This is a genomic window from Actinomycetota bacterium, assembly GCA_014360655.1.
GTDB lineage: Bacteria > Actinomycetota > Geothermincolia > Geothermincolales > RBG-13-55-18 > JACIXC01.
Map to the genome: position 1 here is coordinate 33,220 of JACIXC010000002.1, position 23,096 is coordinate 56,315.

23 protein-coding genes are annotated in these 23,096 nt (G+C 65.5%); 21 read left to right on the top strand and 2 right to left on the bottom strand.

Translation table 11 applies throughout. The features are described from left to right. Positions 1-170: 170 nt before the first annotated feature. From H5T73_01625 to H5T73_01710, 18 genes are all read left to right on the top strand, one after another. Complete coding sequence (locus tag H5T73_01625) at positions 171-689, top strand: Na+/H+ antiporter subunit E (protein ID MBC7246464.1); 519 nt, start codon at positions 171-173, stop codon at positions 687-689. Beyond that, on the top strand, positions 682-954 hold the full coding sequence (locus H5T73_01630) for a cation:proton antiporter (protein ID MBC7246465.1): 273 nt from the start codon (positions 682-684) through the stop codon (positions 952-954). The genes H5T73_01625 and H5T73_01630 overlap by 8 nt, the downstream gene beginning before the upstream one ends. After that, a complete protein-coding gene (locus H5T73_01635) occupies positions 951-1,286 on the top strand; it encodes a monovalent cation/H(+) antiporter subunit G (GenBank protein MBC7246466.1) in 336 nt (111 codons plus the stop codon). The genes H5T73_01630 and H5T73_01635 overlap by 4 nt, the downstream gene beginning before the upstream one ends. Then, complete coding sequence (locus H5T73_01640; protein ID MBC7246467.1) at positions 1,270-1,515, top strand: DUF4040 domain-containing protein; 246 nt, start codon at positions 1,270-1,272, stop codon at positions 1,513-1,515. Before H5T73_01635 ends, H5T73_01640 begins: the two co-directional genes overlap by 17 nt. Further along, entirely contained in the window at positions 1,512-2,264 is a 753-nt protein-coding gene (locus tag H5T73_01645) for a sodium:proton antiporter (GenBank protein ID MBC7246468.1), read from the top strand. Before H5T73_01640 ends, H5T73_01645 begins: the two co-directional genes overlap by 4 nt. Before the next feature lie 19 nt (positions 2,265-2,283). Then, the gene (locus H5T73_01650) at positions 2,284-2,655 is read left to right on the top strand and encodes a cation:proton antiporter subunit C (protein MBC7246469.1); all 372 of its coding nucleotides are present in this window, start codon (positions 2,284-2,286) and stop codon (positions 2,653-2,655) included. Continuing rightward, positions 2,656-4,140: a monovalent cation/H+ antiporter subunit D family protein gene (locus H5T73_01655; GenBank protein ID MBC7246470.1), complete on the top strand. Its 1,485-nt coding sequence runs from the start codon at positions 2,656-2,658 to the stop codon at positions 4,138-4,140. It begins immediately after the preceding gene. 19 nt (positions 4,141-4,159) lie between these two features. Then, on the top strand, positions 4,160-5,677 hold the full coding sequence (locus H5T73_01660; GenBank protein ID MBC7246471.1) for a monovalent cation/H+ antiporter subunit D family protein: 1,518 nt from the start codon (positions 4,160-4,162) through the stop codon (positions 5,675-5,677). A 25-nt stretch (positions 5,678-5,702) separates the two neighbouring features. Further along, positions 5,703-7,850 (top strand): NADH dehydrogenase, encoded by a 2,148-nt coding sequence (locus tag H5T73_01665; protein ID MBC7246472.1) that lies wholly within the window; start codon positions 5,703-5,705, stop codon positions 7,848-7,850. A 177-nt stretch (positions 7,851-8,027) separates the two neighbouring features. Further along, positions 8,028-8,429 carry a hypothetical protein gene (locus tag H5T73_01670; protein ID MBC7246473.1) on the top strand — a complete coding sequence of 134 codons (402 nt, stop codon included), beginning with the start codon at positions 8,028-8,030 and terminating at the stop codon, positions 8,427-8,429. Positions 8,430-8,517: 88 nt separating this feature from the next. Further along, on the top strand, positions 8,518-8,757 hold the full coding sequence (locus H5T73_01675) for a hypothetical protein (GenBank protein MBC7246474.1): 240 nt from the start codon (positions 8,518-8,520) through the stop codon (positions 8,755-8,757). 141 nt (positions 8,758-8,898) lie between these two features. After that, entirely contained in the window at positions 8,899-9,630 is a 732-nt protein-coding gene (locus tag H5T73_01680; protein ID MBC7246475.1) for a UPF0280 family protein, read from the top strand. 753 nt (positions 9,631-10,383) lie between these two features. Next, positions 10,384-12,408, top strand: a complete 2,025-nt coding sequence (gene ligA / locus H5T73_01685; GenBank protein ID MBC7246476.1) for an NAD-dependent DNA ligase LigA — start codon at positions 10,384-10,386, stop codon at positions 12,406-12,408. A gap of 67 nt (positions 12,409-12,475) precedes the next feature. Next, positions 12,476-12,757, top strand: a complete 282-nt coding sequence (gatC, locus tag H5T73_01690) for an Asp-tRNA(Asn)/Glu-tRNA(Gln) amidotransferase subunit GatC (protein ID MBC7246477.1) — start codon at positions 12,476-12,478, stop codon at positions 12,755-12,757. 16 nt (positions 12,758-12,773) lie between these two features. After that, a complete protein-coding gene (locus H5T73_01695) occupies positions 12,774-13,436 on the top strand; it encodes a hypothetical protein (protein ID MBC7246478.1) in 663 nt (220 codons plus the stop codon). A gap of 120 nt (positions 13,437-13,556) precedes the next feature. Then, entirely contained in the window at positions 13,557-15,029 is a 1,473-nt protein-coding gene (gatA, locus tag H5T73_01700) for an Asp-tRNA(Asn)/Glu-tRNA(Gln) amidotransferase subunit GatA (protein MBC7246479.1), read from the top strand. Further along, positions 15,029-16,486, top strand: coding sequence for an Asp-tRNA(Asn)/Glu-tRNA(Gln) amidotransferase subunit GatB (gene gatB, locus H5T73_01705; protein ID MBC7246480.1), 1,458 nt, complete (start codon positions 15,029-15,031; stop codon positions 16,484-16,486). The genes gatA and gatB overlap by 1 nt, the downstream gene beginning before the upstream one ends. Before the next feature lie 75 nt (positions 16,487-16,561). Continuing rightward, a complete protein-coding gene (locus tag H5T73_01710; GenBank protein MBC7246481.1) occupies positions 16,562-17,581 on the top strand; it encodes a zinc ribbon domain-containing protein in 1,020 nt (339 codons plus the stop codon). 246 nt (positions 17,582-17,827) lie between these two features. Here the strand turns inward: H5T73_01710 and gcvH are convergent, their stop codons facing one another. Together gcvH and lpdA are read right to left on the bottom strand one after the other, a co-directional pair. Next, positions 17,828-18,211: a glycine cleavage system protein GcvH gene (gene gcvH, locus H5T73_01715; protein ID MBC7246482.1), complete on the bottom strand. Its 384-nt coding sequence runs from the start codon at positions 18,209-18,211 to the stop codon at positions 17,828-17,830. Positions 18,212-18,383: 172 nt separating this feature from the next. Further along, entirely contained in the window at positions 18,384-19,793 is a 1,410-nt protein-coding gene (lpdA, locus tag H5T73_01720; protein ID MBC7246483.1) for a dihydrolipoyl dehydrogenase, read from the bottom strand. 351 nt (positions 19,794-20,144) lie between these two features. On the opposite strand from lpdA, the gene H5T73_01725 reads away from it, so the two are divergent. The 3 genes from H5T73_01725 to H5T73_01735 are packed head-to-tail and all read left to right on the top strand — an operon-like array spanning position 20,145 to position 22,922. Next, positions 20,145-21,398, top strand: coding sequence for a 3-isopropylmalate dehydratase large subunit (locus tag H5T73_01725; GenBank protein MBC7246484.1), 1,254 nt, complete (start codon positions 20,145-20,147; stop codon positions 21,396-21,398). A gap of 22 nt (positions 21,399-21,420) precedes the next feature. After that, positions 21,421-21,930 (top strand): 3-isopropylmalate dehydratase small subunit, encoded by a 510-nt coding sequence (locus tag H5T73_01730; GenBank protein ID MBC7246485.1) that lies wholly within the window; start codon positions 21,421-21,423, stop codon positions 21,928-21,930. Next, entirely contained in the window at positions 21,927-22,922 is a 996-nt protein-coding gene (locus H5T73_01735) for an isocitrate/isopropylmalate dehydrogenase family protein (protein MBC7246486.1), read from the top strand. Before H5T73_01730 ends, H5T73_01735 begins: the two co-directional genes overlap by 4 nt. The last annotated feature ends 174 nt before the right edge of the window (positions 22,923-23,096 follow it).

The window sequence follows — 23,096 nt, forward strand, 5'->3', positions numbered from 1 at the left end:
CGCTTCTTAACCGCAAGGCAGGCAGGAGCTTGCACTGCAGGGCCCAACAACACATCCGGCGTGAAGCCTTGCCTTTGCGCAGAGTCACGGCCTCGTGCTAAAATAGCGCAAATTTGGACTGTCTAAAATTATTTTGCGCTAGTCGTCGAAGAATTTTTCGGGAGCAGAAATTGGCTAATGGCGTCAGCGTTCGCCGCAAGCTGCTGCTGCTTTTCGTTCTCTTCGCCTTCTGGCTGGTGTTCACCGCCAGCCTTGCCTGGCACGAGCTGGTGCTGGGTGCGGTCAGCTGCGCCATGGTTGCCGCGGTGACGGTGTCGCTTCTGGGGCGGGCACTTGATCCGCGCATCACGCCCGCCGTCATCCTGCGCCTGCCCGTCTTCATGGTGCGGCTGGGATGGGAGATCGTAAAGGCGAACTACGACGTGGCGAAGATCATCCTCAACCCGAGGCTTCCCATCGACCCGAGGATAGTGGAATACCGCACCTACCTGCCCGACGACCTCCCCCGCACCGTCTTCTCCGACTCCATCACCCTGACCCCTGGAACGGTGACCGTGGAGCTCAGGGACGACGTGCTCAACGTGCACTGCCTCTGCCCCTATCACGAGGAGGGCCTGGCAGGACTGGAGAAGCTGGTGGCGTGGCTTTTCGGCATAAGGAAAGAGGAGGAGGCGGCGCCGCGTGGATGACTTCCTCACCGTCATCGCCCTGATCATAAGCGTGAACGCGGTCATATGCCTGTACCGCGCCGCCGTGGGGCCCACCACGCAGGACCGCGTCCTGGGAGTGAACATAGTGGGCACCAAGACCCTGGTGGTGGTCATCCTGGTCACCTACATACTGGCGGAGAACTTCTTCCTGGACGTGGCCTTCGTCTACGCCCTGCTGCTCTTCGTGGTCACCGTGGCCCTCTCGCGTTACCTGGAGGCCGAAGGCTGGAAGGAGGCGTCATGAGCATGGCCAGGAACATCGTCGCCGGCGCCTTCTGCTGCATCGGCACTTTCTTCTTCATCCTGGGAACGACGGGACTGCTGCGCATGCCCGATGTCTTCACCCGCCTGCATCCCTCCACCAAGTGCGACACCCTCGGCGCGTGCTCGGTGATCATCGGCATGGCGGTGCACAGCGGATGGTCATGGGACGTGCTCAAGCTGGTCATCATAATATGCTTCCTGCTGCTCTCCAGCGCCACCTGCGGCCACGCCATCGGCCGTTCCGCACTGAGGAGGAACATCCCCTACTGGAGGAGACAAGGAGAGGAGGCCGGGGATGGGGACGGCGCTTAACCTCGTGTTCATAACCCTCCTGGTGGCCACCGCCCTTTTGGCGGTCTGGGCACGGGACCTCCTGGCGGCGGTGATCATATTCTCCGTGTACAGCCTCATCATGGCCCTCATGTGGCAGCGCCTGCAGGCTCCCGACCTGGCACTCACGGAGGCGGCGGTGGGCGCCGGCGTGACCACGGTGCTCTTCGTGGTCACCATCTTCAAGACCAGGAGGAGGGAGGAGGAATGAAAAGGGTGATCGCCCTGCTTTTCATCGCCGCCCTGGGCGCGCTACTCCTCTACGTCGTGGCCGGCATGCCGCCCATGGGGGACCCGCAGACGCCCACCGCCACCCACGTCATCCCCCGCTACCTGGAGAAGGCGGAGGAGGAGGCACATACCGAGAACGTGATCACGGGCATCATCCTCAATTATCGCGGATACGACACCATGGGGGAGGTCACGGTTATCTTCTGCGCCCTGGCCGCCGTGCTGGCGGTGCTGGGACGCGAGCGGAGGGGCAGGATAAACGGCTTCGTGGACCGCTCGCCGGTCCCTTCCTCGACCATCGTGAGGACCATGGTGCGCTTCATCGTCCCCTTCATCATCCTCTTCTCCGTCTATACCATCCTGCATGGCGAGATATCCCCCGGCGGCGGCTTCCAGGGAGGCGCCATCATCGGGGGCAGCATGATCGTGTTCACCACCATCTTCGGGCTCTACGAGTCTTCGAGGCGGGTGCCGCAGAAGGTGCGGGCGCCCCTGGAGGGGTCCGCGGTGATGACCTTCTTCCTCGTGGGAGCGCTGGGGCTTGTGGGAGGGGGCAACTTCCTCACCTATGCCTGGCCGCACGCGGCGAGGAGCCTGCAACCGGCGCTGGTTACCTGGCTGACGGTCCTGGTGGAGATAGGCATCGGCCTGGGAGGGGCCATGGTGCTCATCTCCATACTCTTCGCCATGATCCGGGAGGAGGAGGAGGAAATTGCGCCTGTTGCATAATTACCATTATGTGGCAGCCATGGCGCTCTTCTGCATCGGGCTCTACACGGTCATCGTGCGCCGCAATATCATAAAGAAACTCATCGGCCTCAACATCATGGAGACGTCCGTCTTCTTCTTCTATATCTCCCTCGGTTACCTGGACAAGGGGATCGCCCCCATAGGCGTCGGGAACGCCGATCCCGCGCGCATGGTCAACCCCATCCCCCAGGCCCTCATCCTCACCGGCATCGTGGTCGCGGTGAGCGTCACCGCGCTGGCGCTCTCCATGGTCATCCTGCTCTACCGCCAGTACGGGACCCTTGACGTGGATCGCCTCATGCGCGAGGAGGAACCCGGGGCGGAAGGAACGGAGGGCGAGGCAGAAGTCGCGGGAAAGGGTGGTGCCTGAATGGGAGCCTGGCGGCATTTTCCCATCTTAATGATCACCCTTCCCCTGCTGGGGGCGGTTCTCCTGCCCTTCCTGGGATACCTGCGCGAGAGGTGGGTGCCCTACGCCGCGCTCCTGCCGCTCTCCGCCTCCACCGTGCTGGGAATACTCCTCATCGGCAGGATACCCGCTGAGGGCCACCTGAGCTATCACATGGGAGGCTGGGAGCCGCCCTTCGGCATCGAGATACGCGTGGATTACGTGGGGCTTTTTCTCATGCTGGTGGCCTGCGCCATCACCCTGCTTGCCCTGGCCTATTCGCGGCGCTACATAGACAAGGAGGTCAGCCCGGGACGCCGTACCGCCTATTACGTGCTCTTCCTGCTCATGTCCGGGGCCATGCTGGGGTTCACTGCCACCGGGGACATCTTCAACCTCTTCGTCTTCATGGAGATCCTGGCCCTCTCCTCCTACGCCCTGGTGGCCATCACCGGGAACCGCAACGCGGTGCGCGCCGCTTTCAAGTACGTCCTCATGGGGGCGCCCTCCTCCATCATGGTGCTCCTGGCCATCGGTTTCCTTTATTCGGTCACCGGCACCCTGAACATGGCCGACCTCTCGGCCCGCATAGCGGAGTCGGGATACACGGAGGTGCTCGTCGTCTCCTATATCCTCTTCGTCATCGGCTTCGGGGTGAAGGCCGCCCTCTTCCCCCTGCACATGTGGTTGCCGGACGCGCATTCCATCGCGCCCTCCCCCATCAGCGCGCTCCTCTCCGGCCTGCTGGTGGAGGTGTGCGCCTTCGCCCTGGTGCGCATCACCTTTTCCGTCTTCACCCGGAGCGCCACGGACCTGTTGGGGGGGACGGCGGACGCGGTGGGGGTGGCCGCCGCCGCGGCGGTGCTCTACGGGGGCATCATGGCCATTCTGCAAAAGGACCTCAAGATGATGATCGCCTATTCCACCGTGAGCCACATCGGCTACATCTTCCTGGGCATCACCGCGTTCACCGCGGAGGGGCTCACGGGTGCCATGTACCACATGCTGGACCACGGGCTGGCCAAGGCGTGCCTCTTCCTCTGCGCCGGCAACTTCATCTACGTGAAGGGCTACCGCAGGATCGAGGAGCTGCGGGGGGCCTGGCGCCAGATGCCATGGACCTGCTTCGCCTTCGCCCTGGCCTCCCTCTCGGTGATCGGCATCCCGCCCACGGCGGGGTTCATCAGCAAGTGGTACCTCATTCTCGGCAACATCCGGGCGGGGAAATGGCTGTATACCGTCGTTCTCCTGACCGGCAGCATACTGGCGGCGGTATACTGCCTGCGTATAATCTATTACATGTTTTTCCAGGCGGGCAAGGAGGGAGCGTGGGGGGAGACGGCGCGCGACGCCTCTCCGAGCATGCTCGCGCCGGTGTGGGTCCTCTCGCTGGGGACCCTGTTCTTCGGCGTCTTCTCCTACCTGCTGATACCATCGCTGCTGAAGGCGGCCGCGTACCTGTTGTGAGCGAAGAAGGGGGTAATCGATGCCGGAGAAGAGCACGTTTTCGGTGATACCGCTCGTAGTCATCCTGCTGCCCTGGATATCCCTGCTGGCCATACTCGCCTTCCCCAAGAAGGCGGAAAAGCTGCGCCTGTGGCTCTGCGCCCTGGGTTCACTGGCCTCCTTCGGGCTCTTGTTCAGCATGCTTCCGGGGATACTGGACGGGAAGACCTACACCATCAAGCTGGCAAGCGTGGTGGAGAGCCTCGAGATGCGCCTCACCGTGGACACCCTGGGCTTCTACTTCGCCCTCATCCTGGCCTTCCTGTGGCTCCTCGCCACCGTCTATTCCATCAGCTACATCGACCACAAGCACAACCGCTTCTTCGCCTTCATGGCGCTCTGCGAGTCCTTCATCCTGGGATGCGCCTTCTCCGCCAACATGTTCACCTACTTCATCTTCTACGAGATGATGACCTTCGGGTCCTACCCTCTCATCATCCACGAGGAGACGACCATGGCGCGCCGCGCCGGTTACAAGTACCTGGTCTACGCCATCGCCGCCGGCACCGTGCTCTTCTTCGCCATCGTGGCCCATTATTTCTGGGGCAACGGGGAGCTCGGCTTCGGCAGCTACGGGGTGTTGAGCCTGGGGAGCGCCAGCCGCGCCGCGCTCACCACCATCTTCTTCACCTACCTGGCTGGCTTCGGCGTGAAAGCCGCCATCATGCCGCTGCACGGGTGGGTGCCCGACGCCCATCCCGCCGCGCCCTCTCCGGCCAGCGCCCTGCTCTCCGGCGTCATCCTCAAGGCGGGCGCCTTCGGCATAATAAGGGTCTGCTTCAACGTCTTCGGGACCGACCTCATGAGGGAGCTGGGGGTCTTCGTGGTCATGGCCATCCTGGCCTGCATAACCATCGTGGTGGCCTCCGTCTTCGCCCTCACACAGGACAACCTCAAGCGGCGGCTGGCCTACTCCAGCATCGGGCAGGTCTCCTACATCATCCTGGGGCTGGCCATGCTGGCCCACGACGGCGCCCTGGGGGGCGTTATGCACCTCACTCACCACGCCCTCATGAAGGGATGCCTCTTCCTCTGCGCCGGCGTCATCCTGGTAAAAACCGGAAAGAAGAACATAAGCGAGATGGCGGGCATCGGCTACCAGCTCCCCATCACCATGATCTGCTTCTCCGTGTGCGCCCTGGCCATGATGGGGACGCCCCCTTCCGTGGGCTTCATCACCAAGTGGCTGCTGGGAAGCGGGGCCCTGGAGGCGGGGTTGCCCGTTTACGTCGTGATCCTCCTGGTCAGCGCCCTGCTGAACGCGGCCTACTTCCTTCCCATCATCTACATCGCCTTCTTCCGGTGGGAGGGGGACGAGCTGGACGAACACGGCGAAAAGCGCCATCCCAAGCTTGTCTTCGGCAAGGAGGCCGACCACAAGCTGGTGGTGCCCATCGTCATCCTCGCCCTCCTCGTGGTCGTCGTGGGCATCTGGAGCAACGTCACCGGGTTCCCCTATTCGTTCGTGAGCAGGGTGGTCAACGTCATCTTTCCGTGAGTTCCGTGAGGGGTGAAGCGGGGGAGTGCACGAGGAAAAGGTCGCCGTCCTGGCCTTCTCGTACCTGCCGGCCCTGGCGCTGGTCCTGCCGCTCATCGGAGCGGCCTGCGCGGCGGCGGCCGGGGAGCGCAGGGCTCGCCTGCGCAACTGGTCGGCCGTGATCTCCAGCGGCGGCGCGCTGGCGGTGGCCGCGGCGCTGCTGTCGCGCGTCACGGGAAACGGCCCCGTCTACTTCAACCTCGACTTCATGCGCCTCGGCGAGCGCTTCGCGTGCGGGCTGGAGGTGGACGCCGTGGGCGCCTTCTTCGCCTTCTTCGCCTCCGTCCTGTGGTTCGCGGCCTCGCTGCACGCCTTCCGCTACATGGACCACGAGCACAAGCGCACGCGCTTCTTCCTCTTCATGCTCCTCACCGAGGCCGCCACCTTCGGGGTCTTCATGGCCGCCGATCTCTTCAGCCTCTATTTCTTCTTCGAGGCCATGGGACTGCTGGCCTACGTGCTGGTCATCCACTCCGAGACGCCGCGGGCGCGGGCGGCGGCGGCCAAGTATATCGGCATGACCGTCGTCGGGGGCCTTTTGCTCGTCGGGGGGATCTTTCTCTACCTGGGTTACGCGGGGACCACGTCCTTCCGGCCCCTGGCGGAGAGCGCCTGGCTCACCGGGTCCTTCAAGGTGGTCGCGCTGCTCATGCTCATCGCCGGTTTCGGGGTCAAGGCGGGCATGGTGCCCCTGCACGTATGGCTTCCCGACGCCCATCCCGCCGCGCCCTCGCCGGCCAGCGCCCTCCTCTCGGGGGTCATGATCAAGGCGGGGGCTTACGGGATACTGAGGACGGTGCTCACCTTCATGCAGTCGCCGGCGTCCCACGAGGCCTCGGGACACGGCGGCGCGGCGGGGCACGCCGCCGAGAGCACCGTGCATGCGGCGGGAGGGCTGGCTGCCGACGTGCGCATGCTGGGCTTCGCCGTCATCTGGATCGCCGTGGCCACCATGTTCATCGGCATGCTGCTGGCCCTGGTGCAGAACGACATCAAGCGCACGCTGGCCTATTCCAGCGTGAGCCAGATGGGATACATCCTTTTCGGGATCGGTTGCCTGGGATACCTGGGCGGCGAGGGAGCCATGGGAATGGGTGGAAGCCTTTACCATATCATCAACCACGCCCTCTTCAAGGGATGCTTCTTCCTCGCGGCGGGGTCCGTCCTCTTCTGCGCGCACGAGCTGGACATGTTCAAGCTGGGGGGCCTGTGGAGGCGCATGCCCTGGACCACCCTCTTCTGGTGCATAGCCGCCCTGGGCATCATGGGCATCCCCCTGGGAAACGGGTTCGTCTCCAAGACCCTCCTGCACCACGCCATCCTCGAGTCCCATCACCTGGCCGAGGGCGCCCACCTGGCCACGGCGGGATGGGTGAAGGCGGCGGAGGTGATGTTCATCATCACCAGCGGCGGTACCATCGGTTACATCACCAAGATGACCTACTACACCTTCTTCCGCCGACCCGGCGGGGAACACGCCGAGCACCTGGCGCACGTGAAGGAGGCGCCGATCTGGATGCTCCTGGGCAGCGGGCTGCTCGCGGCGGGGGTCCTTTGCAACGGCCTTTTCCCCGGACTCCTGCTGCGCAGGCTCATCGCTCCCGCTGCCGGTTCGGTGCCCGGGCTGGATGCGCATTACGTCGAACACCTCTCGCAGACGCCCATCTTCCTGTGGGCGAACATAAAGGAGATCCTCGTCCCCCTCGCCATCGGTTTGGGCGTTTTCTTCCTGGGGGCATGGCCGGACCTGGTCGGGAAGCGGCGGCGCGGCCCCGACCTCTTCGCCCTGCGCCTCCCGCGCTGGCTGGGGGTGGATTTCTGGTACCTGAACGGGGCGCGCGGCTCGCTGGCCCTTCTCTTCTGGGGCAGGCGCACGTATGCGCCCTTCAAGGAGGCCTTCGTGCGGTTTTCCCGCAAGGCAGCCGGCGGAGTGGTCCATGCGGTGAGGGATACCATTTACCCCTCCCTCACCACGCGCCCGCTGGCCTGGGTACGTGTACGTGCGGGGGTTGTCTACGGCAACCTGCGCGGCGAGTTGCTTCCCCGCGTGCGCGAGTACCAGGGGGATATCGCGGTGGGTGCGCTGGTCATCGCCGTCTCACTCACCCTGTTCCTTATCATGAGATTATTATGATCGGGGAGGCCGGCAGGGAGCGCGCGGGAAGGGGGATGGCGCGGGCAGCGGCGCATGAGGAGCGTGCGCCGAACAAGGAGAGGGGAGGCTGCGCGCGGTGGAAATGTGCACCGGCGGCAGGTTCGCGCCGAGAGGCCGCTTGACCGGAGGGAAGAGACGGTGTGCGCGGTGATTAGGATGGCGGCGGAAAACGGGTTGGCCAGGGATCTACTGGCGGCGGTCATAGCCGCCCTGGCGGGGCTGGCGGTCATCGCCTACGCGGCGGCGTCCGACCTCTTCGAGCTGAAGATCTTCAAGTTCGACCCATTCGCCTTCAAGTACCCGAAGGAGGCGAGGATTGAATACTGGTACACGCGGGCGGCGAGAAAGCTCGAGGCCTTCCTGGCCCGGGGAGGCTGGAACTACGCCAAGGCCAAGAAGCAGGCAAAGGTGACCTTCAAGAGGGACTGGAGGCGGCTGCGGAAGGAGACGCGGAGGCTACTGCCCGAGGCCGCGCGGAGGCTCAACCGGGACATCGCGCTGGGAGCCCTGGCCATCGCCATCGCCCTGGTGGCTCTGCTCATCATGAGGTTGACCTGAGTTCACGGCGCGAGAAGGCTGCGGGATGGCGCGGCCGCTCCCTATTGGGGAAGGAACGGTGGGTTCGGCTTACGTCAAGGGGGTAGAGATGACGCGGAAAACGTCGGCGGCGACCGTCTTCGTGATGACCATCCTGTTTCTCCTTGCGGGGGGGGTTCACCCTTTGCTCGCCCAGGGGGGGAGCGCCGAGGGCGGCGAGGGGAGTTCCGTCCGGCTTGTCGTGACCATCGCCGCCATCTGGCTGGCCATCATGGCCGCGGTGATCACCGTGGTCGTGGTCACGCGGCGAAAGGCGGGAGAGGAGGAAAGGAAGAGCAAGGAGGAATAAGGATCCGGGGATCCTGCGGCGTCCTCTTGTGAGACCACTTCGCGGGTATCGGGTCGGAAGCGGGCCGGTAAAGGTCACTTGCTCTGCCCTGCTGGGTTTGCGCGTAATGTCGACGTCGCTTGCCGGAAGAAGGGAAGATGGATGCGGGATTACGTTCACCGCTTCTACCGCAGCTGGATGCAGGCCTCGGGCCTGCTTTCCTGTCGGGTGACCATAAAGGAAAGCGACCTTTTCATATGGGCACAGCGCGACGTGAGAGAAGAGGCGCGCGCTTCCCTGGCCGGGCATCGCGAAGAGCTCGAGGACTTCATCGCCTTGCAGCCGCTTTTCGCCGAGACCTTCCTGCCCTACGAGGTACCCGCAGATGCCCCGGAGATCGTGCGACTCATGGCCGCGGCGGCAAAAAAAACGGGGGTTGGGCCCATGGCGGCGGTGGCGGGGGCCATTGCCGAACTGGTGGGGAGGGACCTGATACCGCTTTCACCGGAGATAATGGTGGAGAACGGCGGTGACATCTACCTCCATTCCGCGCGTGAGAGACGTATAGGCGTCTTCGCGGGAGATTCTCCCTTGAGCGGTCGCCTGGTCATAGTGGTTCCGCCCACGCCCCCGGGCGGCCTGGGCGTTTGCACTTCATCCGCGTCGGTGGGGCCCTCCTACAGCGCCGGTGCGGCGGATGCAGCACTGGTGGTGGCGGAAAGCGCGGCGCTGGCCGATGCCGCGGCGACCGCGCTGGGCAACCGCGCCAAGGGTCCCGAGCACATCGAGGATGCTCTCTCCGCCGTATCGGGTATCGAAGGTGTGTGGGGTTGCCTGCTCGTCATGGGGGAGCGCCTGGGGGTCAAGGGGGACCTTACGTTGGAGGGCGTATGAGGGTAAGGCCAAGGGAGAGGGCTTCGCCCCCTCCCTTAGACCCTCCCCCGTCCTCCTTCCGGCGGCCGGGCCGCCGGGTAACGGTCTCGCTCGCAGGCTCGCTGCGACCGACCCGGTCGTTCCCGGCCTTGGTGGGTGCGTATATGTCCTTCTTCCGGCCCGGGGCCTCAGGGTAACGGTCTCGCTCGCAGGCTCGCTGCGACCGACCCGGTCGTTCCCGGCCTTGGTGGTTGCGTATCAGTCCTTTTTCCGGCGGCCGGGCCGCCGGGTAACGGTCTCGCTCGCAGGCTCGCTGCGACCGACCCGGTCGTTCCCGGCCTTGGTTGTTGCGTATCCGTCCTTCTTCCGGCCCGGGGCCTCAGGGTAACGGTCTCGCTCGGCGCCGCGTTCCTTTCTCATAAATCCGAGACCCTGGGTAAGGCGTCCTCGCTGCGACCGACCCTGTAGTTCCCCGGGCTTGCTAGGTGGAAATCCGTCCTTCTTGCGGCGGCCGGGCCGCCGGGTAACGGTCTCGCTCGCAGGCTCGCTGCGACCGACCCGGTAGTTCCCGGCCTTGGTCGGAAAATCCGCACGACAAAAGGGGACGAGCGCCTTCAATACGTGAGGTTACGATGTGTAAAATAGAGGCGATCGGTAAAACAGCATATGGAAGACGTTAGGAAGAAAAAATATTGTTAAGGATTGGGAACACGGCACGATACAGGGATGGCGACGCGACGAGGGTTCGTTCGGAGACGGGGGTAAGGCTGGGAAATGGCTTCCGAGTACGAAAGCGCCGCGAAAAGGGCGGAGGAGCTGCGCCGGGAACTCAACTACCACAACTACCGCTACTACGTGCTCGATGACCCGGTGATCAGCGACGAGGAATACGACCGCCTCATGAGGGAACTGGTCGCCCTGGAGGAAAGGTTCCCGCAGCTGGTGACGCCCGATTCGCCCACGCAGAGGGTCGGCGCTCCTCCCGCGGAGGCCTTCCGTCCCGTGCGGCACCGGGCGCGCATGATGAGCCTGGACAACGTCTTCGACGAGGAGGAGTTGCGCGCGTTCATCCGACGAGTGGAGAACCAGGTGGGGAAGACCGCGTACGTCTGTGAGCTGAAGATAGACGGGGCGGGGATCGCCCTTACCTACGAGAACGGCGTCTTTGCGCGGGGGGCTACACGTGGCGACGGCGTAACGGGGGAGGACGTCACCGCCAACCTCAGGACGGTGAGGTCCCTGCCCCTGCGCCTCCTGGGGGAGGATGCCGTGCCCTACCTGGAGATAAGGGGCGAGGTCTTCATGCCCAAGGAGGCCTTCCTCGAGCTCAACCGCCAGAGGGAGGAGGAGGGGCAGCCTCCCTTCGCCAACCCGCGGAACGCGGCGGCGGGGTCCCTGCGCCAGCTCGATCCCCGTGTCACCGCCTCCCGCAACCTGCACCTCATCTGTTACGAGATAGGGTATTGCGAGGGAAGGGAATTCCGCACCCACCGCGAGGTCCTGGAACAGATCTCCTCCTGGGGTTTCCACGTCAGCGAACACTGGAGGCCGGCGGCGGACGCAGGGGAGATCCTGGCTTTCTGCCAGGAGTGGATCGAGCGGCGGGAGGAGCTGGCCTACGAGGTGGACGGCGCCGTGATCAAGGTCGATGACCTCGATCTGCGCGAGAGGCTGGGCGCCACCAGCAAGGCGCCCCGCTGGGCGGTGGCCTACAAGTTCCCGGCGGAGGAGAAGACCACGCGCCTGCTGGACATAGAGATCAACGTGGGGCGCACGGGCGCTCTCACGCCCACGGCGGTCCTGGAGCCGGTCTTCGTGGGGGGCTCCACGGTCTCCCGGGCCACCCTCCACAACGAGGACGAGATACGGCGCAAGGACATAAAGATCGGGGACGTGGTCCTGGTGCACAAGGCGGGCGACGTGATCCCCGAGGTGATCAAGCCCATAGTGGAGCTGCGGGACGGGACGGAGAGGGATTTCGTCATGCCCGACCGCTGTCCCGCCTGCGGGGGCAGGGTATACCGGCCGGAGGGGGAGGTGGTGGCGCGCTGCGTCAACGTGGACTGCCCGGCCCGGCTCTTCGAGAGCATACTCCACTTCTCTTCCCGCGGCGCCATGGACATCGAGGGGCTGGGTCCGGCCACCATCCGCGAGCTCATGGACAAGGGATACGTGCGTTCGGTCGAGGACATCTATTACTTGAGCGAGGAACAGCTCTACGACCTGACCGGGTTCAAGGAGAAGTCGGTTTCCAACCTCATGAACGCCATACGCGAGAGCAAGGAACGGCCGCTCTCCCGCCTCCTCTTCGCCCTGGGGATCCGGCATGTGGGCTCGCACCTGGCGGAGGTGCTGGCGAGGAGGTACCGCAGCATGGACGCGCTGGCGCGGGCGGGAGAGGAGGAACTCCTCTCCGTCAACGAGGTGGGCCCCACGGTGGCCGAGAGCGTGCGGGCCTTCTTCGAGGAGCCGCGCAACCTCGAGCTCATCCGCAGGCTGAAGGAGGCGGGGGTCAACATGCAGGAAAGGGCGGAGGAGGGGCCGCGCCACCTCGAAGGGTTGACCTTCGTGCTCACGGGTGCGCTCTCCTCCATGACGAGGGAGGAGGCCAGGGAGGCCATCGAGGCCGCGGGGGGCAGGGTGAGCTCGAGCGTGAGCCGCAGGACTGATTACGTGGTGGCGGGCGCCGAACCCGGCAGCAAGTACGAGAAGGCGCGGGAGCTGGGGGTGAGGATCATCGGGGAGGAGGAGTTACTCTCGCTGCTGCGGGGGAGGCGGGCGGATAACGCGCGTCGTTGAACCGGGGGGACGCCAGGCAAGGTAAAAAGAAGGGAAACATGCCGCGCACGAGGAAGGAGTCGGGGAGATGATAAGCGAAAAGGACGTGGAATACGTGGCCTGGCTGGCCCGCCTGGAGTTGAGCGCGGAGGAGAAGGAGAGGTTCACGCGCCAGCTGGGGCAGGTCCTGGAGCACGCGGAGAAGATAAAGTCTATCTCCACGGAGGATGTCGAGCCCACCTCCCACGTCATCCCGCTGCGCAACGTGATGCGCGACGACGTGGTGGAGGCCGGGCTTTCCCAGGAAGAGGCGCTCTCCAATGCTCCCCGCCGGGAAGGGGGATATTTCGTGGTGCCGAGGATCATCTGAGGCGGAAGGAGGCGAAGTGAACCCCTACCTGCTCCTCGCCACCGCGGTCGTGCTCGTGGGCATCGCGATATGGTACCGCTCGCGGGGCGGGGCAAGGGGGGAGACGGGAAGCTGGTTCCTTCTCTGGCTTCTCTCCGGCGCCTTCGCCACCGTGTTCTCGTCCGTTTCCTGGTGGACGGGGGATAATACCATCAGCCTTTCCTTCTACCAGGTGACCAGCGTGTTCGCGGTCGCCGGCGCCTTCTTCGTCTTCGCCTTCGCGCGCTCATTCAGCCGCGGCGTAGACTACTCGCTCTTCTTCTGGTCGCTGCCCATGCTTCTCGCGGTGGCCGCGATACTGGTGAACGGCGGCAACGTGTTCCGGCGGGAGGGAAGCCTGTGGGTCTTCAACGGGGCTTCCCCCGCGACGTGGATCAACGCCGGTGCCCTCATGCTCTATGCCGTGCTGTCCATCGTCTATATCGTCCTGCTGCTGAAGGACCTGCGCCGCGAGGGGAAGAGTAGGGAGGAGCAGCGCGTGAAGGTGGTGCTGGCGGCGCTTCTCGTCCTCTTCTACGCGAAGGCAATGGAGGGGGTATTGGGCGCGCGCAGCTGGTTCGGGGCCCATGTTCCCCTGGTGGAGATAACCGAGCTTGCGGGCGCGCTGGTGCTGGCGAGGGCGGTGGCGGGTCGCAGATGATCCGGCGCTCGGGAGGCCCAAGGAGGATGGGAGCCGCGCGCGGGAGGATGACCGGCACCCGGGGCGACCGGCGATGACAATGTCGGATTAGCGACGGGGATCGTGACGGAGGCGTGATAGATGACGGAAGAACTGTACGCGAAGAAGGCCTGGGAATTAATGGAAATGATGAGGCGCCGCGAGGTTTCCGCTCGGGAGGTCTTGCATTCCGTGTGGCGGCGCGTCGAGGAGGTGGAGGGCGACGTCCATTCCTACATAACCCTCACCGCGGAAGAGGCGGAGCGGGCGGCGGCGCGGGCTGATGAGATACTCGCAAGGGGGGAGGACCCCGGCGCGGTGGCGGGCATCCCCATGGCGGTGAAGGACGTCCTGTGCACGCGGGGAGTTCCCACCACCTGCGGGTCACGCATGCTTGAAGGATATATCCCGGTCTACGACGCCACCGTGGTCTCGCGGTTGCGGAAAGCGGGCATGACCATGGTGGGCAAGGCCAACATGGACGAGTTCGCCATGGGCTCCTCCACCGAGAACTCGGCGTTCGGACCCACCCGCAATCCCTGGGACCTGGGAAGGGTTCCCGGAGGGTCGAGCGGCGGTTCGGCGGCGGCGGTTGCGGCGGGAGAAGCCGTGTGGGCGCTGGGATCGGATACCGGCGGCTCCATCCGGCAACCTGCTTCCTTCTGCGGCCTGGTGGGTCTCAAGCCCACCTACGGGCTGGTGTCGCGCTACGGCCTGGTGGCCTTCGCCTCCTCCCTGGACCAGGTGGGGCCCATCGCGAAGGACGTGCGCGATTGCGCCCTGCTGCTCTCCCTCATCGCGGGCCACGATCCGCGCGATTCCACATCGCTGGACGTTGAGTTGCCGCCTTACCCGGAGGCGCTGGATGGCGGCATACGCGGGCTCAAGGTGGGGGTCCCCGTCGAGCTCATGCAGGAGGGGCTGACGCCGGGCGTGAGGGAGAGCGTGGAGAACGCCCTGCGCCTCTGCGGGGAGCTGGGGGCAGAGGTGGAGGAGACCGCGCTGCCCCACCTGGACTATGCCCTCAGCGCCTACTACATCCTGGCTCCCGCCGAGGCCAGCTCCAACCTGGCACGCTACGACGGCGTACGCTACGGGCTGCGCGTGGAGGGCGGGGACATGCTGGAGATGTACGGCCGGACGCGTGCCGCCGGCTTCGGGGCGGAGGTGAAACGCCGTATCATGCTGGGGACCTACGCCCTCTCCGCCGGCTATTACGAGGCCTATTACGGGCAGGCACAGAAGGTACGCACCCTCATCCTGGAGGATTTCCGCCGCGCCTTCGAGCGTTTCGACGTGCTGGTAAGCCCCACTTCGCCCACGCCCGCCTTCGCCCTGGGGGAGAAGGTGGAGGACCCCCTGGCCATGTACCTTTCCGACGTCTGTACCATCCCCGTAAACCTGGCGGGGATCCCCGCCGTCAGCCTCCCATGCGGCCTGGAGGACGGGCTTCCCGTGGGTTTGCAGATAATGGGGAAGCCGTTGGGTGAGCTTGAGCTGCTGCGCGTGGCGCGGGCCATGGAGGAAGCCCTGGACTTCCGGGAGAGGCCGCGGCTGGGGAAGGGGGGTGCATGATGGGCGACTACGAGGCGGTCATCGGCCTGGAGATCCACGCGGAGCTGAAGACCCGCTCCAAGATGTTCTGCCCGTGCGACGCATCCTTCGGCGGCGAGCCCAACAGCAGGACCTGTCCCGTCTGCCTGGGCCTGCCCGGCGTGCTGCCGGTGCTCAACCGCAGGGCGGTGGAGCTGGCCTTGCGCCTGGCCCTCGCGCTGAACTGCGAGATCTCGCCGCGCTGCGTCTTCCACCGCAAGAATTACTTCTACCCGGATATGCCCAAGAATTACCAGATATCCCAGTACGACCTGCCCCTCGCCGTCCGCGGGCACCTGGACCTGGAGACGGAGGAAGGCACCTTCCGGGTGGGCATCACCCGCGTGCACCTGGAGGAGGACACGGGAAAGACGGTGCACGTGAGCGAGAGCGGGCGCATCCACGGCTCCGAGTACAGCCTGGAGGATTTCAACCGCGCCGGGGTGCCCCTGCTGGAGATCGTCACCGAGCCCGACATCCGTACCCCCGAACAGGCGCGCCTCTTCATGCAGGAGCTGAAGAGCATCATGGAGCACCTCGACGTCTCCGACTGCAAGATGGAGGAGGGCAGCCTGCGCTGCGATGCCAACATCTCCCTGCGTCCGCGCGCTTCCCGCGATTACGGGGTGAAGACGGAGATAAAGAACATGAACTCCTTCCGTGCCCTCTACCGCGCACTGGATCACGAGATCTCCCGGCAGAGGGAGATCCTGGAAAGCGGCGGGGAGATCGTGCAGGAGACCAGGCACTGGGACGCCGACGCCAACATGACCACCCCCCTGCGCACCAAGGAATACGCCTACGATTACCGTTATTTCCCGGAGCCGGACCTGGTGCCCCTCGAGCCCGAGCGGGATTTCGTGGAGGAGATAAGGGCTTCCCTTCCAGAGCTTCCGGCCCAGAGAAGGCGCCGATTCCGCGAAGAGTACGGCCTTCCCGCGCACGATGCGTGGCTGCTGACCTCCTCCAAGAGCATGGGGGATTATTTCGAGGAGGCGGTGGCGGCGGGCCCCGATCCCAAGGCGGTGAGCAACTGGATGATGGGAGAGCTTTCCGCCTACCTCAACGCCAGGGGGATGGAGATAGGGGAGGTCAGGGTCTCCCCCGCGCAGCTCGCGGACATGGTCTCCCTGGTGGAGGAGGGGGTCATAAGCGGCAGGATCGCCAAGGCGGTCTTCGAGGAGATGCTGGAGACGGGGAAGGACGCGCGGGACATCATCGCCGAGAAGGGACTGACGCAGATAAGCGACGAGGGGGAGCTTGCCGCGATCATTGCGGAGACCATCGCGGAGAATCCCAAGAGCGTGGAGGATTTCCGCAGGGGAAAGGAGAGGGCGGTGGGCTTCCTGGTGGGCCAGGTGATGAGGAAGACGAAAGGGCGCGCCAACCCACAGCTGGTGAACGAGCTGCTGTTGAGGGAATTGCAGGGCGGTGGTTGATCCCGGGCGTGTCTTCGTGACGGAGAGGCAGGCGGCGCGTTCGGGAAACGAGGTTTTCGGAGAGAGGTGTTTTTCTTGGGAGAAGAAGAGAGGACGTGTCCCCGCTGCGGGGCGGCGCTCAAGGAGGGGGCCAGGTTCTGTACCTCCTGCGGCAGGCGTATCGACACGGCTGGAGGAGCGGAGGTAGGGACGGTGGCTGGAAGGGAGGAAGCCGTGGCGGCGGGCGTGCCTGGCGGCGCGGGAACGGGGGAGGCGGGGGTTGCCCCGGCGTTGCCTCCGCAGCCAGACGCGGATGCGCAGGAGCCCGGGATGCTCCCCGGACCGGCAAGGGCAGCCGGGAGGAGCCGGGCTCCACTGTTGCTGGGTGTCCTGGGCGGGCTGCTGCTCCTGGCGGGGGCGGTTATCCTGGTCCTCTACCTCGCCGTGTGGAGGGAGGGCGCGGGAGGAACGGGAGATCCCGTGGCGCTGGCGAGGAAATACATGGAAGCGCTGGAGCGGAAAGACGTCGACGCCTACCTGGACTGCTTCGAGGAGGGGTTCTTCTCCCTCGAGGACAACCCCCTGCTGGAGGGCATGGACCTGGACCCGCGCGAGTTGGTGGAGATGTCCTTCATTTTCATGGAAGTGTCTTTCGAAGGGGTGGAGCTGGACCTGCGGCGCGATGAGGGGGACGGGGCGACCGTGGTGACCACGGCGGGGATGATGTCCCTCTCCATCATGGGCATGGAGGAGGAGGTGGACCTGGCCGACGACCCCCTCGAGTTCAGGATGGCCAGGAAGGGCGGCAGGTGGTACCTGACGGAAGACCCCATGCCCACGTTGCTGGGAGGCGATCTCGATCTCTTCGGCGACGACATGGACATGGATATGGATAGGCCCCCGGACGGTTACGACCTCGAGGACCTCGAGAAATATCTTCCCGAGGAGTGGGACCTGGAGGAGCTGGAGGACCTGCGCCCCGAGGACCTCGAGGAACTCATGCGGGAGCTAATGGAGGAGCTGGAGGAGCCGCCGCAGCATGAGGGGCCTCCCGATGAGACCGTGACGTGGAAAGGGCGACCGCAGGGATGCCTCGCGGGTTGCCGCCGCGTGTGATACCGTCCTTATGTTGCCACGCGTGACGAGAAAGGGGCGGGAGAAAGGTTCCCGCCCCTTGACCGATCGCCGCTGATCTCCTCCTTGGCGCTGTCGTCGAGCCCCACGCATGCGGCCGCTACAGCCGTATCTCGCGGGGTCGTTATCCTCGACGGCTTGACGCCGGTCCGCACGTGCGGACGATTATTTTCTTGCCGCCGGCCGGGAAAGGCGTTCCTGGCGAGGACCGACCCGTAGAGCCCGCCGTCAGCCTTCCTCGGAGACCAGCTTCTCGTAAGCCGCGGCGTCCAGGAGATCGTCCACCCCGGAGGGATCGGCGAGCTCCACCTTGACCATCCAGCCGGCTCCGTAGCAGTCCTCGTTGATGATCTCCGGCGCCTCCACCACTTCCTGGTTGGTCTCCACGATGGTGCCGTTGACGGGGCTGTAGACGTCGGAAACCGATTTCACCGACTCGATCTCGGCATAGGGTTCCCCCGCCTTGACCTCCGTCCCCGTGGCGGGGAGCTCGAGGAAGACGATCTCGCCCAACTGGTCCTGGGCATAGTAGGTGATCCCCAGGGTGGCCATGTTGCCGTCGATCTTGGCCCAGGCGTGCTCGGGATGATACTTCAGGTCCTCCGGGTACATCTGCTTTCACCTCCAGTCAGATCCGCTACAACGATGCCATGATAACGCAACCTCACCTCGCGCGCCATATGGGAACGGGCGGGAACTCCCGACTTCCGCCCCCCGGCCCGCCACGGGGCCGGCCTTCACGCTGCAAGCGTGACGAAAGGGCTTGGGGGATCGCCCGTATGCGTCACTTGCGCGCCGGCGCCGCGTGTATGGCCCTGTCGTGGGCCGCCTCCGCCGCCTCCATGATGGCCTCGGCCAGGCTGGGGTGCGCGTGCACGGTGCGGCCCATGTCGTCGGCGGTCACCCCCATGCGTATGGCAAGGGCCACCTCGTGGATGAGGTCCGAGGCGTGGGGACCCATGATCTGGCACCCCAGCACCTTGTCCGTGGAGGCGTCCGCCACGAGCTGTACGAAGCCCTGGCCCTTGCCCATGGCCAGCGCCTTTCCCAGCCCCCCGAACATGAAGCGGCCGATGCGCGTCTCGATGCCTTTTTCCTCGGCCTTGGCGGGGGTGAGTCCCACGCTCGCGATCTCCGGCTCGGTGAAGATGCAGGCGGGAACTACGTTGTAATCCATTACCGAGTCGTGCCCCATGGCGTTCTCCGCGGCGCAGATGCCCTCGAAGGAGGCAACGTGGGCCAGGAGGATACCGCCCACCACGTCGCCGATGGCATAGACGCCGGGGACGTTGGTCTCCATGCGCTCGTTGACCACGATCTCGCCCCGCTTCCCCAGCTCCACGCCCAGCTCCTCCAGGCCCAGGCCGGAGGAGTTGAGGGAGCGGCCGATGGACACCAGGAGCTTGTCCGCCTCCAGCACCTCGCCGGTGGAGAGCTTCGCCTTCACGCCGTCCGGACGGTATTCCACCATCTCCTCGATGGTCACCTCGGTGAGGATCTCGATGCCCTTCTTGTTGAGGATGCGTTTCATCTGCTGGGATATGCGCTCGTCCTCGGTTGGGAGGATGCGCGGCATGAGCTCCACCATGGTCACCTTGGTGCCCAGGGCGTTGAAGATGGTGGCGAACTCCGAGCCCACCACGCCGCTGCCGACTATGATCATCGACTTTGGGATCTCGGTGAGTTCCAGTCCTTCCGTTGAGGTGAGGATGGCCGGCTGGTCGAAGTCGAAGGTGGGAAGGCGGGCCGGCTCGGAACCGGTGGCGATGATGACCTTCTCCGTCTCGATGACCGTCTCACCCTCTTCACCCTCCACCGCCACCCGGTCCGGGGAGAGAAGGCGGGCCGTTCCCTTCACCACCTCCACCTTGTTGGCCTTGAGCAACTGCGCGATGCCGTTGCGGAGCTGGGAGCTGACCTTCTCCTTGCGTTCAACCATGGCCTTGAGGTCGGGGATGGGTTCCCCCACCTTGACGCCGTACTCGTGCGCCTCCTTTATGGTCTCCACCACCTCGGCGCAGGCCAGGAGGGCCTTGGTGGGGATGCATCCCCAGTTAAGGCAGGTGCCCCCGAGGAGGTTCTTCTCCACCAGCACCACGCCGCTTCCCAGTTGCGCCGCCCGGATGGCCGCCACGTAGCCGCCCGGTCCCGCTCCGATCACCACCAGCTTGGCCTGTTGCTTCTCGGCTGCCATGATCTCCTCCTTCGCGCTACTATCCGCCTGATGGGGTTCGATTTTCCGGACATTACCGCGCTCGATGCGCGTCGGGCGCATGTCCAAGCTATTTTATCACGACGGGGGCCTTGCGGCAGGCAAAAGGCGCGGCCGAAAAGCATTTTGCAAAAGTGCGGGAGGTCGTGAATAATGTTGCCGGACGGGGAGGGAGAGGCCGGGTTCCCGGAGAGCTCCCCGCGGGCGGCGCCGTGACCGGGCACCGCGGGCCGCGACTGGCTTCGCCCGGCGGGCCGGAGGGAAGAGCGGCGGGGGCGGCGCGTGTCGGGCGAAGGTCGCCACCCGGAGCGAGGCAGGCATGGAGGAACGTTCATGGGCATGACCATCGCGGAGAAGATATTCTCCCGCCACTGCGGCCACCCCGTGCGGGCGGGCGAGCTGGTGGTGGCGGAGGTGGATTTCATGATGGGGCAGGACGGCACATCACCCCTGGCCATCCAGGCCTTCCGCGAGCTGGGCGGGGAAAGGGTGCACGACGCCGCCCGCGTTGCCATGGTCATCGACCACAGCGCCCCCAGCCCCCTGGAAGGGGTTTCCAACCTGCACGCCATGATGCGGGAGTTCGCGCGCGCGCAGGGGCTGCTCCTCTACGACGTGGGATGGGGCGTCTGCCACTGCCTGCTGCCCGAGCAGGGCCACGTGGTGCCCGGAGACCTGGTCATCGGCGCCGACTCCCACACCACCACCTACGGAGCCATAAACGTCTTCTCCACCGGGGTGGGCTCCAGCGACCTGGCGGCGGCCATGCTCACCGGACGGCTGTGGTTCAAGGTCCCGGAGACCATGCGCCTGGAGCTGCGCGGCACCCTTGCGCCGGGGGTATATTCCAAGGACATCGCGCTCTTCCTGGCGGGGGAGCTCACCGCGGACGGCGCCACCTACCTGGCGGTCGAGTACGGGGGCGAGGCGATATCATCCCTTTCCGTGGAGGCGCGCTTCACCATCGCCAACATGGCGGTGGAGATGGGGGCCAAGGCGGGGCTCATGCAGGCGGACGAGAAGGTGCTGCAATGGGTTTCCCGGCACAGCGGGCGGCCGCCGGCCCCCGCGGATCCCGACCCGGATGCGCCTTACCGCGAGGTGCGGGAGTTCGACCTGGCGGGGCTCACCCCGCAGGTGGCGCTGCCCCACCGCGTGGACAACGTCAAGCCGGTGGAGGAGGTGGAGGGGATCCTCATCCAGGAGGCGGTCATCGGGACCTGCACCAACGGCCGCCTGGAGGACCTGGAGGTGGCGGCGCGCATCCTGTCCGGGCGCAGGGTGAGCCCGGAAGTGCGCCTCGTCGTCGCGCCCGCCTCGCGCCAGGTGCTCATGGAGGCCATGGAGAGGGGTATCGTCCAGAGGCTGGTGGAGGCGGGGGCGGCACTGGTGACGCCCGGCTGCGGCCCCTGCGTGGGGACGCACAACGGGGTGCCGGCGGACGGCGAGGCCGTGATCTCCACCGCCAATCGCAATTTCAAGGGGCGCATGGGCAACGCCAACGCGAGCATCTACCTGGCCAGTCCGGCCACGGTGGCGGCGAGCGCGGTGGCGGGGAAGATCACCGACCCCCGGCGCATGCTTTGAGGCGAGGAGGAGTTGGTAACTCATGGCAGACAGGCAGGTCCTCAGGGGCAGGGCGCACGTCTTCGGGGACGACGTCAACACCGACTACATCATCTCCGGCAAGTACAAGTTCAAGACGCTGGACATGAAGGAACTGGCGCGCCACTGCATGGAGGACATCGACCCCGCTTTCAGCGAACGGGTACGGCCGGGAGACTTCATCGTCGCCGGCGCCAATTTCGGCTGCGGCTCCTCGCGCGAGCAGGCTCCCCTGGTGATCAGGCACGCCGGCGTGGGTGCCGTGCTCGCACGCTCCTTCGCGCGCATCTTCTTCCGCAACGCCATCAACAAGGGGTTGCCGGTGGTGGAATGCGACACCTCAGGCATAGAGGCGGGAGACGAGCTGGAGGTGGACCTGGCGCAGGGGAAGGTCAGCAATCTCACCCGTGGTTACACACTCGATATCGTGCCCCTGCCCGCGGTGATGATGGACATCCTCGCGGAGGGCGGCCTGACCGCTTACCTGAAAAAACACGGAGGTTTCAAGCTATGAGGAGGATAACCCTTATCCCGGGGGACGGCGTGGGGCCCGAGATAGTCGAGGCCTGCCGCAGGATAATCGAGGCGGCGGGGGTGCCCGTGGAGTGGGACGTGCAGGAGGCGGGCGCCGCGGTCATGGAAAAATACGGCACGCCCTTGCCATCCCATGTGCTGGATTCCATCCGGGCCAATAGGGTGGCCCTCAAGGGCCCCATCACCACTCCCGTGGGCGCGGGTTTCCGCAGCATCAACGTGGCCCTGCGCCAGGAACTGGACCTCTACGCCAACCTGCGGCCGGCCCGCAGCCTGGAGGGCGTGCGCTCCCCCTACAGGGACATCGACCTGGTGGTGGTGCGCGAGAACACCGAGGACCTCTACGCGGGCATCGAGCGCATGGTGGACGACGACACCGCGGAGAGCGTCAAGCTCATCACCCGGCGCGCCTCCGAGCGCATCTGCCGCTTCGCCTTCGAGTACGCGCGCCGCGAGGGGAGGCACAAGGTGACCGCGGTGCACAAGGCCAACATCCTCAAGTTCAGCGACGGCCTCTTCCTGGAGACGGCGCGCGCCGTCGCCCGCGATTACCCGGATATCGAGTTCGAGGACCGCATCGTGGACAACATGGCCATGCAGCTGGTCCAGAAACCCCATATCTACGATGTGCTGGTGCTGCCCAACCTCTACGGGGACATCATCTCCGACCTCTGCGCCGGGCTCGTGGGGGGCCTGGGGGTGACGCCGAGCGCCAACATCGGGGACGAGATCCAGGTCTTCGAGCCGGTGCACGGCAGCGCGCCCAAGTACACGGGCATGAATAAGGTGAACCCCACGGCCCAGATCCTCGCGGGGGTGCTCATGCTCCGCCACATCGGGGAGGGGGAGGCGGCGGACCGCATCTTCGAGGCGGTGGCCGACGTCATCCGCGAAGGGAAGACGGTCACCTACGACCTGGGTGGGGAGGCGGGCACCTCCCAGATGGCGGACGCCGTGATCGCGAGGCTCTAGCCCCTCCGCGGGGGAGTGGTGCGGGCGCGGACCGGCCGCCAGTGTCGCCCGGATCGCCCGGAAGGCCCGTATCGACGTATAGCCTTGACGCCGCCCCTTATTATCTAAATAATACTAACAATAACCGCTTTGGAGCGGCGTTCCGAAATATCCGTCATCCTTCCCGGAGGGAAA

Coding starts and splice junctions, on each gene's coding strand:
- H5T73_01635 (MBC7246466.1), top strand. CDS start 951: ATGAGCATGGCCAGGAACATCGTCGCCGGCGCCTTCTGCTGCATCGGC.
- H5T73_01640 (MBC7246467.1), top strand. CDS start 1,270: ATGGGGACGGCGCTTAACCTCGTGTTCATAACCCTCCTGGTGGCCACC.
- H5T73_01645 (MBC7246468.1), top strand. CDS start 1,512: ATGAAAAGGGTGATCGCCCTGCTTTTCATCGCCGCCCTGGGCGCGCTA.
- H5T73_01650 (MBC7246469.1), top strand. CDS start 2,284: ATGGCGCTCTTCTGCATCGGGCTCTACACGGTCATCGTGCGCCGCAAT.
- H5T73_01655 (MBC7246470.1), top strand. CDS start 2,656: ATGGGAGCCTGGCGGCATTTTCCCATCTTAATGATCACCCTTCCCCTG.
- H5T73_01660 (MBC7246471.1), top strand. CDS start 4,160: ATGCCGGAGAAGAGCACGTTTTCGGTGATACCGCTCGTAGTCATCCTG.
- H5T73_01670 (MBC7246473.1), top strand. CDS start 8,028: ATGGCGGCGGAAAACGGGTTGGCCAGGGATCTACTGGCGGCGGTCATA.
- H5T73_01675 (MBC7246474.1), top strand. CDS start 8,518: ATGACGCGGAAAACGTCGGCGGCGACCGTCTTCGTGATGACCATCCTG.
- H5T73_01680 (MBC7246475.1), top strand. CDS start 8,899: ATGCGGGATTACGTTCACCGCTTCTACCGCAGCTGGATGCAGGCCTCG.
- ligA (MBC7246476.1), top strand. CDS start 10,384: ATGGCTTCCGAGTACGAAAGCGCCGCGAAAAGGGCGGAGGAGCTGCGC.
- gatC (MBC7246477.1), top strand. CDS start 12,476: ATGATAAGCGAAAAGGACGTGGAATACGTGGCCTGGCTGGCCCGCCTG.
- gatA (MBC7246479.1), top strand. CDS start 13,557: ATGACGGAAGAACTGTACGCGAAGAAGGCCTGGGAATTAATGGAAATG.
- gatB (MBC7246480.1), top strand. CDS start 15,029: ATGGGCGACTACGAGGCGGTCATCGGCCTGGAGATCCACGCGGAGCTG.
- gcvH (MBC7246482.1), bottom strand. CDS start 18,211: ATGTACCCGGAGGACCTGAAGTATCATCCCGAGCACGCCTGGGCCAAG.
- lpdA (MBC7246483.1), bottom strand. CDS start 19,793: ATGGCAGCCGAGAAGCAACAGGCCAAGCTGGTGGTGATCGGAGCGGGA.
- H5T73_01725 (MBC7246484.1), top strand. CDS start 20,145: ATGGGCATGACCATCGCGGAGAAGATATTCTCCCGCCACTGCGGCCAC.
- H5T73_01730 (MBC7246485.1), top strand. CDS start 21,421: ATGGCAGACAGGCAGGTCCTCAGGGGCAGGGCGCACGTCTTCGGGGAC.
- H5T73_01735 (MBC7246486.1), top strand. CDS start 21,927: ATGAGGAGGATAACCCTTATCCCGGGGGACGGCGTGGGGCCCGAGATA.